Here is a 14,430-nt window from a genome sequence, read left to right on the forward strand (position 1 = left end):
ACACTTTATGAAACAGACCTCGTTGTCTGGTTCCTACTATAAAAGGGCTATGGTGAGTGATCGATGAACGCGTTTAAAAGGATCCATCACTCATCAGTAAAAAGCAGAATGATCTTTTACCCTTCATCTCCCTAATCTCTATTCAAGGAATGCCTTTTGCCGGTGCCAAGGGGATAGATGTTATGAAGGCAAAAAAAAGATTTTTGTGCAACTTAAAGCCTGGTTGAAACAAGAAGGAGGGAAGGAAACCAAGTTTTTGGTCTCCACTAATGATGATTAATTTTAAAATAGACTACGCAGACGGGGCACACCCAAAAATTTTAGAAAAACTCCTAACGACTAACGCGGACCAAACGCCAGGTTATGGGGAGGACGACTACTGTCAACAGGCACAGGCAGCCATTCAATCATACTTAGGTTCAACGCCATGCGAGATTCACTTTCTCGTGGGAGGAACCCAAACCAATTTAACCTTCATCTCACATGCCTTAAAACCATACGAGGCCGTCTTATCCGCCCAAACGGGGCATATTATGACAAACGAAGTAGGGTCAATTGAGGCAACGGGGCATAAAATTATTCCACTCCCTGCCACGGATGGAAAGGTGACGCTACATGCGCTCCACACCTTTTTTAAACAGCCTCAAACCATTCACATGGTCAAACCTAAACTTCTTTATCTATCGAATCCAACAGAACTTGGAACCCTCTACTCGAAACAAGAATTAGAGGAACTTTCTAAGTTTTGTCGACAGCATCATCTCTATCTCTATGTGGATGGCGCACGACTAGGAAGTGGATTAGTCGCTCCATCTAATACACTAACCCTTGAAGACTATGCACGTCTTACCGATGCATTCTATATCGGTGGGACCAAAAATGGAGCCCTTTTCGGAGAAGCGCTTGTCCTCATTCATTCTGAACTTGCCCAAGATTTCCGTCTGAATATGAAACAAAAAGGAGCTTTATTGGCAAAAGGACGTTTACTAGGCCTTCAATTCCTCACCCTTTTTCAAGACGCTCTCTTCTTTGAAATTGCCCATTTGGCCAATCAACGCGCGAATGAACTTCGCCAAGGTCTTTTACACTTAGGAATTTCCTTTTGGACGTCTACACAAACCAATCAATTATTCCCAATCTTGCCTAATCATCTTCTTCCGGTGTTAAGTGAGCGATTTTCCTTTACTATTTGGGAACCCTATGATGAGCATCATTCGGTTGTTCGACTTGTAACTTCCTATGCCACCTCAAAAGATGATATCATTCAATTTCTAGAAACCTTAAATACGCTATATAAAAAGGATGCCCTGAATTAATCAGATGCATCCTTTTAACGTTGTCCAATACAACCCATTCGGTATAAAAACCAAATGACAAATAAAATAATAACTAAAAGACTTGCAAATGTACTTCCCTTATAACGATCAATCGATGACCCGCTATCCTCATCCGCTATATCGTAATCCTCAATTGAGGCATCATCTACATCCGCCATCCTTTCCCCTCCTTCTATCACCATCACTGGGCATCATCAACTCACTATATATATATGACCCACGTTTTATGATGTTCCCCCCAAAAAAATAATCACTGAATTATTCCATCAACGGCACCTTCGAGCTCCATCAATCCTGGGGCCTTAACCATTAGTGGAACTAATGATTAAGGCCCCGCTGACCGCTACAAAACGATAATAGCCATTAAATAAGCGAAGAAGGACCCCACCGCAACGATGTGCCATTTCATCCAACGTTTCCCTTGTTTGATCACATAGTAACCACTAATTCCAATGAACAACATCGTCAATGAAAAACCGCTATACCGCCAAAAACGGTCGCTTCCAATTTGCATGACCGTATCCATCACCATCGAAAGGATGGACACGGTACCTAATATCACGTGTAAATAAATCCCCAAGGAGGCCTTCTTAAAACCTACCTTTGCTACATAATAAACCCCTAGTGCTAGAAAAAAACAAACATGTGCCAGCATTCTATCTCACTCCTAATCCTTGCTTTTAATTTTTATCGTGTTGAATGGTGTCAATTTTAAAGAAAAAGTAATAAAACTTTGCAACAACCAAGGTCAGTAAGCCCACCCGCATCACAACTGAATCTACGAGGAAAAACGGAACACACAACATAGCATCCGCCATTAATAAAATCGTCCATTTTTGTCTTCGCGTCATTTGCCGATGTTTCACAAAATCTGCTAAATACTTTTGATAAAGGGACGTCGATTGAAACCAATTATCGAATCGCGTCGACCCCTTCACAAAACAAACGGAGGCTAATAGCAGAAATGGGGTGGTTGGTAAAATAGGTAACAAAATACCGAGGATTCCAAGACCAACACAAACAAACCCACCCATCACGAATAATCCCTTTACTAATTTCTTCATTCACTCTACCTCCCTATTTATCTAGTAAATGTTTAAAAAACTCCACCGGTGAATAAAACAACACGCGCGGTCCTGAAAAACGCATAACTTCTTTAATCTGTTGTCGCATTTTCTTTTTATAACAGTGAATTGGACATTTCTGACACGTCGTCTTCTCATCTTGAAATTTACAAAAATTCAAGCGTTGGTGGGCGTAGGAAAGTAATGCCTCACAATCTGAACACCTTCCCTTTGATTGGTGCTGATGCTTCTTGTGACAATACACATTGATCATCAATTCAATCACACGTTTTTCACGCTCAATTCTTCCCTTTGCCACGTTCTCCACTCCTATCGTTGATAATCATTATCATTAACTTTGTAAAAAGAGAGGACTAGGCCTCCCTAATCCACGCTTAAGAACTCATTTCTAACTTTCGATCTTTTAACTGGTACACTTGGTCACAAATCGCCGTTGTTGACTGGCGATGAGAGACAAGAATAATCGTCTTTTCCTGATGATAATCACGAATAGACTTTAAAATTGAACCCTCGTTTAACGCATCTAAATTACTCGTTGGCTCATCTAAAATAAGAAGATCCCCATTATGTAAAAAGGCGCGTGCCAATCCTAGACGCTGTCGTTATAATAACAATTAAATCCCCGACTTGTAACATTCCTCGTTTAAACTCATATAGGGCAACAATTGTTCCAATGGCAGAGCCCCCAAAGGCAATCAAATCCATCACGTTAATCGAGTTTAATTGCATACTTAATACTTTCATCGTAATTTGTCGGAATCCCTCTGCCTCCTCATTCATTTCCTGGTGTTTTCGTTCGTCCTGATTATATACCTTAAGCGTTGTTAACCCTTGTAAATTCTCTAAAAAGGTTTCCCCTAAGTTTGCATAATTATTCCAGTAAGCCTTTAAAATTCTTTTTGCCACCTTCATGATAGCGACAATCGATAAAGGAATCAATGGTACCCCCAACATAAAGACAAGAGCCGCCTTAAACGAAATAAATGATAAACAGACGAACAAGGTTATTGGCGCCAATAACGAATAGAAGAATTGTGGAATATACTTGCCAAAATAAATCTCTAATTGTTCAACGCCTTCAATGGATAACTGAACAATTCCGGATGTTTTCTCTACTTGCTGATACGCCATGCCCAATCGCAGTAATTTCTGATAAATCAGACGTCGAAGTGTTGTTCGTGCATTTGCCGATGCTTGGTAAGAGTAACATCCATATAAATAATGACTCACCCACTTCACAACTAAGGCAATCATCACAACTATCATCCCTGTAGCTAAAGAAATTGGGCCAATCAATGGATACGACGACAACGCCTCCCCTATCGATCCCCCTGTCATATTTAACGCCTCGCCCTCTACCATTCGGTTAATCAACTGCCCAATCAACCAAACAATGACGATATTACAAACAATTCCCACCCAACTGCATAAAATAGTGAGCCCCATATACTTCTTCGACTCATCACACATCGCAATGAGTCTCTTGTTCATCATCATCTTTTAACTCCTCCTTTTTGATAACGATTATCATTGATAACTAATAGGATTATACCATGGTTTTCCCATTAAAAATTCAACTATATTTAGTTTTTACTACAAAAAAACACCAGTTCAACTGATGTTTTTAACTGTAGCAAGCCACGATTTTATCCAAATTTCCTGCTATAATCCTCATCAATTACTCCGATGTAGGAATTTTCTCCTTGTTAGGATCGTTAGCATGAAGTATACGCGATTAACTTTTAAACCAGCTCATTACGACTATTTTTCAAAAAAAGCTCCCTGGATCTCGTTGATCATACGAACCGAGTATAAGAATATCCCCATTTGACCGTCTTTATGATATTTCAATAACAGGAAGCTTCATCCCCTCTCCCCAGATCGATGACAGCTTATCCTGAGGGTCTTTATCAATAACTCTTTGGTATCCCTTCAATCTTAATAATTTCCTGACTCCCATAACGTTGCCTATAGAAAACGAGCTCCCTAATTGAGGCCTCCCTGCTTGAAATGAATAACCTCCATCCTCCAAGGATCCTTCACCATATATACAAGCTAAGAGTTGCCCCCATTTATCCTTTAACGGAAATTGCAACTCGACCTCTGCACCCATGGCTAGATCCTCAATCCTGACTTGATTAACGCTCAACATTAGACTTTCAACGAATAACTTTTGATAGCCAACCTCTAACCCTGATACCTCCTCCATCGTTTGCATCTCTATCACCTTTTTTCTTTAACTGCTTATACCAAAAAAATGTAGCAATTTGGCATCACCATAGTGATAATCTAAAATTCTCCCTAAATGATGAAGCGTTTTAGACACTTGGTAAACTGTTTCTTGTGTTAAATCGTCTGCTAAATCTCGATCTTGCATTCATAAAATCAAATCCCCATAAACTATCTTTTAATTTTCGATATATACGACCTCTAAGTGCTTCACTCACATCATCTACCTCTCCTTAACGATGGTTCCATCGTCTGTTCTAATTTTGATTAGATACCCCTTTTTTATTTTTATCCCTCCACTTTCGCTTACATTAAGTAAGTGTCTATTAATTAGGTTCTATTACAACATAAAAGCCTCTCCATAAAGAGAGGCTTTAGATCTATTCTAAATCTTCACCATTTGAGTGAATCACCTTTTTATACCAGTTATATGATTTCTTTTTCGAACGTCTTAAGGTTCCATTACCTTCATTATCTTTATCAACATAGATAAAACCATATCGCTTTTTCATTTCACCTGTTCCGGCACTAACAAGGTCAATGCACCCCCAAGTTGTATATCCAAGTAAATCAACCCCGTCTAATTCAACCGCCTCTTTCATCGCTCTAATATGTTCACGGAGATAGTCAATACGGTAATCATCTTCTACATAACCATGTTCATCTGGAATATCCACGGCACCTAACCCATTTTCAACAATGAACAATGGTTTTTGATAGCGGTCATATAATGAATTTAATGTAATCCTTAAACCTAGTGGATCAATTTGCCATCCCCATTCACTTGCTTCTAAGTAAGGATTTTTTAAAGTATCAAAAACATTTCCCTCTGTCATTTTATTGACGTCTGGATTTGCACTAACTAAACGAGAAGAATAGTAAGAAAAGGAAATAAAATCAACTGTATACGTTTGGAGTAATTCTTTATCCCCTTTAACAAATGGAATTTTAACACCTTCACGCTCTAATTGTTTTAAAGCATACGCCGGATATTCTCCACGTGATTGAACATCAATAAAGAAATAATTTTCGCGATCTTTTTCAATTGACCTCCAAACATCTTCTGGATGACAAGTATTAGCATAGGTATTTCCAGCAGCTAACATACATCCAATTTTAAATTCTGGATTTATTTCATGGGCAATCTTCGTTGCTAAAGCACTGGCCACTAACTCATAATGAGCCGCCGTATATTTAACCTGCGGCTTATTTTCACCTTCCTCAAAATACAATCCCGCTCCCATGAATGGGAAGTGCAAAATCATATTAATTTCATTAAATGTTAGCCAATACTTTACTTTATCTCTATACCGTTTAAAAATGGTCTCACAATATCTCACATAATGGTCAATCATTTGACGGCTTCTCCACCCACCAATCGTTTCAATTAAATGCATTGGCACATCAAAATGACAAATGGTTACTAACGGTTCAATACCATACTTTAAACATTCATCAAATACATTGTCGTAAAACTTTAACCCTTCTTCGTTTGGCTCTAATTCATCTCCTTTTGGAAAAATTCGTGACCATGCAATTGATAAACGATAACATTTGAACCCCATTCCAGCCAACAGTGCAATATCCTCTTTATAATGATGATACATATCAATTGCCTCATGACTTGGATAGTAATGCTCTTCATTGCAACTAAACATCTTCATCATTCCTGATCCCACTGAAAAACGATCACTTCCAGCTGGAACAACATCAACATTAGCTAATCCACGTCCTCCTTCTAAATATGCTCCTTCACATTGGTTTGCAGCAGTTGCTCCTCCCCATAAAAAGTTCTCTCTAAACGCCATTTGAATTCCTCCTGTGATTTTTTAAAATTTTATTATCTTTCAATCGTACGTATTGATAAACCCCCATTGGGAGAAATAAGGAACCCGTAAACATTTAGTTACGGATTCTCATAAGATACCTCCCTAAATTAATTCATTACTATTAATGTGCAATTTTTAAGAAAAATTTTCCAAGGAATGAAAATACACTTACCCTATGCAATTTTCAACTCTTCAAAAATGGTTTTTAATTCCACACCTTTTTGAGCTTTATGATAAATTAATTTCACTAATTCTTGTTTTTGCTTTCGTTGACACTGGCGTAAACTGTCACCCAAACAACGATTATTTAACGTTATTCGTTTTAAATAAAGGTAAACGAATTGAATCATTAACATCAATCGTTTAATCCCTTGTAAAGTTCGAATTTGATAGTTCCCCATTCCGAAATTTTGCTTCACTTCTCGGAAGAAAATTTCAATAGGCCAACGTTTAGTATAGTGTTTAAGTAGTTGTTTGGCAGACATTTTCAAATCATGACTCATAAAACAACGTAAAGCTTTTTCTTCCAAAGGAGCCGTTTGGGGCCAACTTAAAATGATTTGGACGACATGTCCCCCTCTTATTCGTCCCTTATATAGATATGTATAATAACGCTCAGATCCGACGGTCACTAAGTCGAGATCATGAAGGGATAATGTTTTCGCAAATTGTTTCAGTTGAATTCCGTTGGGACGGTAACCTTTAGGAAGAATGATTCGATTCGTTTTAATCGCTCCTAAATAATGAAACCCGACTTGCTTAGCCGTTTGAAGGAGAGCTTCACACGTATACCAACTATCCGCTAAGACATAGCCTTTATAGGGAGGTTTGGGTAATTCCATCAGAGCTCTTCGAACGAGTTCGATTTTACTCTGTTTCTCTTTTTCATAGGGAATGATTTGATAAGGAAGAATTAAATCCTCACATTGAAGCATCAAGGCGACAAATTGATGACCATAAACGTGTTGATGATGAAGATGAGAAAAGTGCCAGCTACATCCTTGAATAGGATGTGTTGCCCGTGACGAAGGTTTAGTTTTAACACAAGTCGTATCATCAACCATCACGTAAATAGGTTGTTGAGTTTGATAAGAACGCTGATAGATACAGGATAAAACATAGGTTTGAATCTGGTGACTGATCGCCTCCTCATCCCAAGGACTATCCGTTAAAAATCGTCCAAAACTTGTCCGATGACAGTGTTTAACGGCAGAGATTTTCCCCTGATAATTTTCCTGAATCATCAAGTTTAGAAACTGGTTAACATGATTAAACTGAGGTTTAGATAAGAATAAATCTAAATCAAGTTGTTTTAAAAATTTGAAAATTGAATTTGAATCTGATATAATACTATCCATGAACATTAACTTAATTCCCCCTCGTTAATTGGTTGTAGGAGACTTAATTATACAGGGATTTAAGTTAATGTTTTTTCTTTTTTTACTGGTATTTTATAGCTGGAAATTAATTGGAAGTAGTTTTGCACATTAATAGTCATTATTTAATCCATCCTAATCGTCTATATCTTTCTTGACTTTCATTTAATTTGCGGCTTTTTCAGCTTCATAGTTCATTCTGTCTATTTTCTTAATAAATGGAAGATAAACGAAGAACGATAGAGTTAAAATAGCGGTTTGTAATAAGGCCATTTTCCATCCTCCAACCAAGAATCCTGAAATAATTGGTGGCGTTGTCCAAGGTACCATAACTCCTGAAAATAATGGAACTAGCCCGATCGACATACAGAAATATAAAATAATTCCTGAAATAACTGGCATCAGTATAAACGGAAGAAGAAGGAATGGATTTAAAACAATTGGTAACCCAAATAAAATAGGTTCATTGATATTAAATAATCCCGGTACACCTCCTAGCTTTCCTAACTCCTTACACTGAACTGATTTAGCGAAGAAAATCATATAAACCACTAAACCAATGGTTAATCCGGCACCCGTAACTGTCATAAATTGATCAATAAACTGTTGGGTCACAATACGACCTCCATTTTCAATGGTTAACTCTAAGCCCGCATCAAGAATAGCCTGATTCGCTAATGAATTCGACTGAAGTAAAGAACCCATAATTCCTCCGACAATGGTTGATCCATGGACCCCAAACCACCATAAGAATGGAATAATTAACCCAACAGCAATAACTCCACCTAATGAATCAGTTAATCCTTGTAACGGTGTTTGAATAAATGAATAAATCGCTTCTATAAATGTTGTATCCAAAACAAATTTAAAGAATGAATAAATAAGCGTTGCCCCTGTAATAATAACAAAACCAGGAATTAATGCTGTAAATGAATTGGCTACTCCCTCTGGAACTCCGGCAGGCATTTTAATTCGAATATCATGTTTCATAAACCAAGCGTAAGTCCAACCAACAAGTAGTCCGATTACAATAGCCGCAATCATCCCTTGTCCTGCCGTCCACGTTTTATCAATTACATTGTTTACGACTGTTCCGTTCTCAGCGACTACATAAGGATTAGTAGTTAAAACAAATGAAACAGCCGCCAAAACACCAGCATTTAATCCTTGATACCCCTCATTTTTAACATACTCATAGGCAATTCCAACAACACCTATAAGCGCAACAATATTGAACGTAGCTCCATATGCCTGGTTTAATGGATCAATCCATCCCATTGAATCTAGCCAATCAACAACTGCTTGAATCGGAAAATTGGCAAGTAACAAAAAGATAGATCCAACGATTGTTAACGGCATACTATACAACAGCCCATCCTTTAATGCGACCACACCTTTTAATGTCACAAATCTCATAACTAATGGAATTACTTTATTTGTAAAAAACTCTTGCATTTAAATTCCCCCCCCTATTTTATTTTAAATTCAATGCAAACTCTAATACTTTCTCTCCATTCATCGTTCCATAATCGATCATTGGAATAACCGCAACCGGAATATTTTTTGGTTTGCAAATTTGTTGTGCTGTTTTTAAACGATACCCTACCTGTGGTCCTAATAACGCAATATCACAATCGTCTGTTTGCTGATCCATCTGTGCCTCAGGATAAGCAGCAATCTCTACCGCAATCCCTTTCTTTTCAGCTGACTCTAACATTTTTTTCACCAAAATACTTGTTGACATTCCACCCGCACAAAATAATTTAATTTTTAACATTTTCAATTCCCCCTTAGCGATTAAATTTATCCTGATAGATATCAATAAACTCCTCTGCGATAATTTTTAACGTTTCTGTTGTCATCAATTGATCTTCGGCATGCATTAACAATAAACTAAATGCTGTCTGTTCTCCTTCTGCTTCCTTTTGAATGAGTGAGGCATGTGCTCGATGCCCCTCCACAAATATTTTTACTCCATCTTCAATTAATTGCCTTGCTCCATCTATATTTCCCTTTTTTGCCTCCTGAATGGCCTCTACGTATAAACTACGTGCAGTGCCAACGGATGAAATAATTTGAAAACTAATTAACTCATTTCCCTTCACTATTTTCCCCCCTATTAAAGTACGGTTCCATTACTTTTGATAACTTGCTGATACCAATTAAATGATAACTTTTTATATCGAGCTAATGTTCCATTTCCTTCATTATCACGATCAACGTAAATAAAACCATAACGTTTTTTCATTTCACCTGTTCCAAATGAGATTAAATCAATACATCCCCAAGGCGTATATCCAATAACATCAACTCCGTCTAATTCGATAGCCTTTTGTAACTCCCTTATATGAGTTTTTAAATATTCAATTCGATAATCATCTCTTATTTCACCAGACTCTAATTGTTGATCCACTGCACCAAACCCATTTTCAACAATAAATAAAGGAAGCTGGTATCGATCATAAAGAAGATTTAATGTATATCTTAGTCCTACTGGATCTATTTGCCATCCCCAATCTGATTCTTGTATATATGGGTTTTTAATAAAATTTTTAAATGCTACATCTCCCTTATTCTCTAAATGAGCCTTTATGGCTCCGGACATATAATAACTTAGCCCAATAAAGTCGACCGTTCCCTCTTTTAAAATTTGTTCATCTCCTGGTTCCATTACAATATTTAGACCTTTACGTTTCCACCATTTCTTTGCATAGTTTCCATAAGCACCTCGGCAATGAACATCAGCATAATACCAACGTTTTCGCATCTCTTCTTCACAAAGCATGACATCATCTGGATTACATGAATACGGATAAAGGGGAACCATCGCCATCATACACCCGATTTTAAAATTTGGATTTATTTGATGTCCTATTTTTACCACCCTAGCACTTGCCACTAATTCGTGGTGTACTGCCTGATAAACGACCTCCTCACGATTGTCCCCCTCATGAAACAAAATTCCTGAGTTACAAAAAGGAAATATATCCTCTTCAAAATCGGCCTGGTTATTAATCTCATTAAACGTCATCCAGTATTTTACCTTGTCCTTATACCGTCTCATAACTGTTTCAGCATATCTTACAAAGAAATCAATACACTTTCTATTCCTAAAACCTCCATACTCTTTTACTAAATAATAAGGCATCTCAAAATGAGAAAGTGTAATAATCGGTTCAATTTGATACTTCAATAATTCATCAAATAAATCATCATAAAACTTTAATCCCGCTTCATTTGGCTCTAACTCATCTCCATTTGGAAAAATTCTTGACCAGGCAATCGATGTTCTAAAACACTTAAAACCCATTTCGGCAAATAAGGCAATATCCTCTTTATATCGCGAATAAAAATCAATCCCCGTATGATTAGGATAATACTTTCCCTCCAACACTCCATCAGTAATTTCTCGACGAATGTCGTGCGAACCTGCTGTCATAACATCTGCAATACTAATCCCTTTTCCCTCTTTATTCCACGCACCCTCAAGTTGATGAGCAGCTACAGCCCCTCCCCATAAAAAATCTTTTCCAAATGAACTAGACATAAACTTTCCCTCCCAAGTATCATTAATTTCTTCCTACACCGCTATAATAACAAGCGCTTACATTTTTGGTAACACTTTACAAATCCAAAATAACAATTAGCATTTTTAGGAATTTGTTATATAAAAAAAACAAAGACTTCATCTTTTGGGCATAAAAAAACCCTACCTATTCGATTTAACATCCTCATGTAGGGTCATTATTAAACTATTTTTTATATAGCCTTATTGAAAGAAAGTGATTGAACTTTTTTACCTAACTTTTCTAAAATATGTAGGACCGGTACTTGCGTTGTTAGATCTAACTCTACAGACGTTCGCTCTAACGGAAAGTTATAACTAATTGTCAGATCAGAAATTTTAGAAATCGTATTTTTTTCACTGCTAGTAATAGCTACGGTTGCACAGTTAAAACCCGTAAATCGTTTTAACTGGTTAATTGTCTCATTACTTTCTCCGGAAACAGAGAGCGCAATAATAACAGATGCATCATAATAGCCCGGAGGTACTGGATAAAATGGATCATCAATATACTGGGCTAACTTTCCGACTCCTGAAAAATATCGCGCACCATATTTAGCTAATATCCCTGAATTTCCAATACCAATAAAAATAATTTTTTGTGCGTAGTAAATTAACCCCGCTACCTCATCTAATTTTTGATTAAACTCTTCTAATTCCACTCGATTTATAAAATCTAATAAGATAGCAGTGTCGGCAGACTGGATTCGTTTGTCTTCCTGATTCAAATACATTCTGTATTTTAATTTAAACTCAGAATATCCATTGCATCCAATTTTCTTACAAAAACGTAAAATGGTGGTCGTCGATACATGGGTAGCATCTGCTAGTTCCCTTATCTTCATCTCTACGACCTGATCTTGATGTCTCATAATATAGTTATAAACCTCTAACTCTAGCGCATTAAATGATTTAATTTCCTGACAAGTAAACATTCCGTCCCCCTCCATAACAATAAATCAGAGTCCCATCTGGTTTATTAGCCTTTTTAAAATCCTCTATCAAATTCCTTTTCATTATATAAGTAAACCGCTTTCTTTTCAATTGTTATTTTAGTAAAAAACAAAATTATATAACAAATTTATCCAGACTCTTCTTTGTTCGTCATCTTTTATGACCTTTGCCCCAAAAGAAATTCCCCTAGCAACATAATTCATCCTCTATTTATCCAACCCATATAATCCTCATCAGTTACTCCGATGTAGGAGTCTTCTCCTTGCGATGTAAATAACGAATCATCAATAGACCGGAACAAAAAAGACTCACCCCAAATCCGATGATAAAGCCAAGATAATGAATCATAGTTAGACATTCACTCACTTTCTATCTTTTGATAAATAATCATTTATAACCTTTCATTTAGTATGATCCTTTAACTTAACACCTATTCTTCCTATAAAACAAAACAATTGTATAAATGTATCAGCCTCCTCAATTTCTTGTACCACTCTCTTCTCCCATTTTTATCTTTCTAATCAACAGCACAGCCTTATAAAAAACAACAGCCTCTATTTATATCGTTTGTCTCAACTTTCCTATTTATTTAATCTGCCCACGTAGTTTTTCATCCATAATATGGTATAATAATTAATAATGCATAAAAAGGGGGTATAAACCTATGTTAAACGAAGCCTTAATTAACGATGTTTTGGATGAGGCGATGTCCTATGGGGCAGATTTCGCTGAACTTTACGTCGAACAAACACAAACCCAATCAATGGATTTAGTAGGCGGCAAAGTAGATAAAGCAAATCGAGGCCAAGATTTTGGAATTGGAATTCGACTTTTTCAAGGAACAAATTCAGTTTACGGATATACAAATGATGCCTCACGCGATAATCTATTAAAAACAACGCGTGAAATTGCCTCTGCTCTAATCGGCCCTGTGTTAAAAAAACCATTAAATTTAGTACGTCAAAACATCATGAATCAGCACCTTGTCCAAACTGATTTAAACGATGTTCCCGCCTCGCGTCGAGTCGAAAAATTACGTCAAATTAGCCAAGTGATTAAAGACTATCATCCATCTATTAGTCAAAGCGCTGCTGGTCTTTCTGAAAGAAAACAACACGTACTGATCGCCAATACTGAAGGAACCCTTGTTGAAGACACGCGCGTCTATACACGATTATCCATCCGCGCTGTCGCCTCTAATGGCTCAGAAATGCAAACAGGGGCATACGGCCCTGGTGCCTTACAGGGGTTTGAGTTTGTCGAGAATTTGGATACTGATTTCTTTGCAAACGACGCAGCCCGCCAAGCTGTCACAATGTTAAATGCTGGTCTTTGTCCAAGTGGAAAAATGCCAGTTGTCATGGATAATGGATTTGGTGGTGTCATTTTCCATGAGGCGTGTGGACACGGTTTAGAAGCTAGTTCCGTTGCTAAAGGGCTCTCTGTTTTTTCAAATAAGCTCGGTGAGCAAATTGCAAGTCCCGTTGTCACAGCAATCGATGACGGTACGATTAAAAATGCATGGGGATCGTTAAATGTCGATGACGAGGGAACCCCCACACAACGAAAAGTATTAATTGAAAACGGGATCTTAAAAAGTTATATGATTGATAAACTAAATGGTCGCCGAATGAATATGGCATCAACAGGTTCTGGACGACGCCAAAACTATCGATTTGCACCGACTTCTCGTATGACAAATACCTTTATTGCCAATGGTAATCATACCTTGGATGAAATGATTAAAAATACGGAGTACGGTCTCTATGCAAAAAGTATGGGTGGCGGTTCTGTGAACCCTGGAACAGGTGACTTTAATTTCGCCGTGAATGAAGGATACATTATCCGTAATGGAAAAATTGCAGAACCTATCCGTGGTGCGATGTTAATCGGAAATGGACCTGAAATTTTACATCAAATCGATATGGTAGGAAATAATTTATCCCGTGCCCAGGGAATGTGTGGGGCAGCCAGTGGTTCTATTCCAACCGATGTCGGGCAGCCTGCTATTCGTGTGAAAGAAATTACCGTTGGTGGTGCAAAGGGGGAATAATA

16 protein-coding genes are annotated in these 14,430 nt (G+C 37.4%); 2 read left to right on the forward strand and 14 right to left on the reverse strand.

The features are described 5' to 3' along the window. The first annotated feature begins 269 nt into the window (after window positions 1–269). Entirely contained in the window at window positions 270–1,316 is a 1,047-nt protein-coding gene (locus VXM77_RS07500) for an aminotransferase class I/II-fold pyridoxal phosphate-dependent enzyme (protein WP_338505844.1), read from the forward strand. Window positions 1,317–1,330: 14 nt separating this feature from the next. Here the strand turns inward: VXM77_RS07500 and VXM77_RS07505 are convergent, their stop codons facing one another. From VXM77_RS07505 to VXM77_RS07570, 14 genes are all read right to left on the reverse strand, one after another. After that, window positions 1,331–1,495 (reverse strand): hypothetical protein, encoded by a 165-nt coding sequence (locus VXM77_RS07505; RefSeq protein WP_161832083.1) that lies wholly within the window; start codon window positions 1,493–1,495, stop codon window positions 1,331–1,333. 185 nt (window positions 1,496–1,680) lie between these two features. After that, complete coding sequence (locus tag VXM77_RS07510; RefSeq protein WP_161832084.1) at window positions 1,681–1,992, reverse strand: hypothetical protein; 312 nt, start codon at window positions 1,990–1,992, stop codon at window positions 1,681–1,683. Between the two features lie 25 nt (window positions 1,993–2,017). Then, complete coding sequence (locus tag VXM77_RS07515) at window positions 2,018–2,401, reverse strand: YbaN family protein (RefSeq protein WP_161832085.1); 384 nt, start codon at window positions 2,399–2,401, stop codon at window positions 2,018–2,020. 13 nt (window positions 2,402–2,414) lie between these two features. After that, window positions 2,415–2,720, reverse strand: coding sequence for a nitrous oxide-stimulated promoter family protein (locus VXM77_RS07520; protein WP_161832086.1), 306 nt, complete (start codon window positions 2,718–2,720; stop codon window positions 2,415–2,417). Window positions 2,721–2,796: 76 nt separating this feature from the next. Continuing rightward, the gene (locus VXM77_RS07525; RefSeq protein WP_338505846.1) at window positions 2,797–3,009 is read right to left on the reverse strand and encodes a hypothetical protein; all 213 of its coding nucleotides are present in this window, start codon (window positions 3,007–3,009) and stop codon (window positions 2,797–2,799) included. After that, window positions 2,987–3,919: an ABC transporter transmembrane domain-containing protein gene (locus VXM77_RS07530; RefSeq protein ID WP_338505848.1), complete on the reverse strand. Its 933-nt coding sequence runs from the start codon at window positions 3,917–3,919 to the stop codon at window positions 2,987–2,989. The genes VXM77_RS07525 and VXM77_RS07530 overlap by 23 nt, the downstream gene beginning before the upstream one ends. Window positions 3,920–4,259: 340 nt before the next feature. After that, on the reverse strand, window positions 4,260–4,631 hold the full coding sequence (locus tag VXM77_RS07535) for a hypothetical protein (protein ID WP_262953898.1): 372 nt from the start codon (window positions 4,629–4,631) through the stop codon (window positions 4,260–4,262). Window positions 4,632–5,031: 400 nt separating this feature from the next. Beyond that, the gene (locus tag VXM77_RS07540; protein WP_338505851.1) at window positions 5,032–6,459 is read right to left on the reverse strand and encodes a 6-phospho-beta-glucosidase; all 1,428 of its coding nucleotides are present in this window, start codon (window positions 6,457–6,459) and stop codon (window positions 5,032–5,034) included. A 194-nt stretch (window positions 6,460–6,653) separates the two neighbouring features. Then, a complete protein-coding gene (locus VXM77_RS07545; RefSeq protein WP_161832744.1) occupies window positions 6,654–7,844 on the reverse strand; it encodes a transposase in 1,191 nt (396 codons plus the stop codon). 177 nt (window positions 7,845–8,021) lie between these two features. Continuing rightward, window positions 8,022–9,311, reverse strand: coding sequence for a PTS sugar transporter subunit IIC (locus VXM77_RS07550; protein WP_161832092.1), 1,290 nt, complete (start codon window positions 9,309–9,311; stop codon window positions 8,022–8,024). A gap of 19 nt (window positions 9,312–9,330) precedes the next feature. Continuing rightward, window positions 9,331–9,633, reverse strand: a complete 303-nt coding sequence (locus VXM77_RS07555; protein WP_262950890.1) for a PTS sugar transporter subunit IIB — start codon at window positions 9,631–9,633, stop codon at window positions 9,331–9,333. A gap of 13 nt (window positions 9,634–9,646) precedes the next feature. Beyond that, entirely contained in the window at window positions 9,647–9,961 is a 315-nt protein-coding gene (locus tag VXM77_RS07560) for a PTS lactose/cellobiose transporter subunit IIA (protein ID WP_161832952.1), read from the reverse strand. Between the two features lie 14 nt (window positions 9,962–9,975). Beyond that, window positions 9,976–11,403, reverse strand: coding sequence for a 6-phospho-beta-glucosidase (locus VXM77_RS07565; RefSeq protein WP_262950891.1), 1,428 nt, complete (start codon window positions 11,401–11,403; stop codon window positions 9,976–9,978). A 212-nt stretch (window positions 11,404–11,615) separates the two neighbouring features. Then, window positions 11,616–12,356, reverse strand: a complete 741-nt coding sequence (locus tag VXM77_RS07570) for a MurR/RpiR family transcriptional regulator (RefSeq protein WP_161832848.1) — start codon at window positions 12,354–12,356, stop codon at window positions 11,616–11,618. 683 nt (window positions 12,357–13,039) lie between these two features. Between VXM77_RS07570 and VXM77_RS07575 the strand changes: the two genes are divergently transcribed. Further along, window positions 13,040–14,428, forward strand: a complete 1,389-nt coding sequence (locus VXM77_RS07575) for a TldD/PmbA family protein (RefSeq protein ID WP_161832847.1) — start codon at window positions 13,040–13,042, stop codon at window positions 14,426–14,428. Window positions 14,429–14,430 lie beyond the last annotated feature (2 nt).

The organism is Turicibacter sp. KK003, assembly GCF_037014675.1.
Taxonomy (GTDB): domain Bacteria; phylum Bacillota_I; class Bacilli_A; order MOL361; family Turicibacteraceae; genus Turicibacter; species Turicibacter faecis.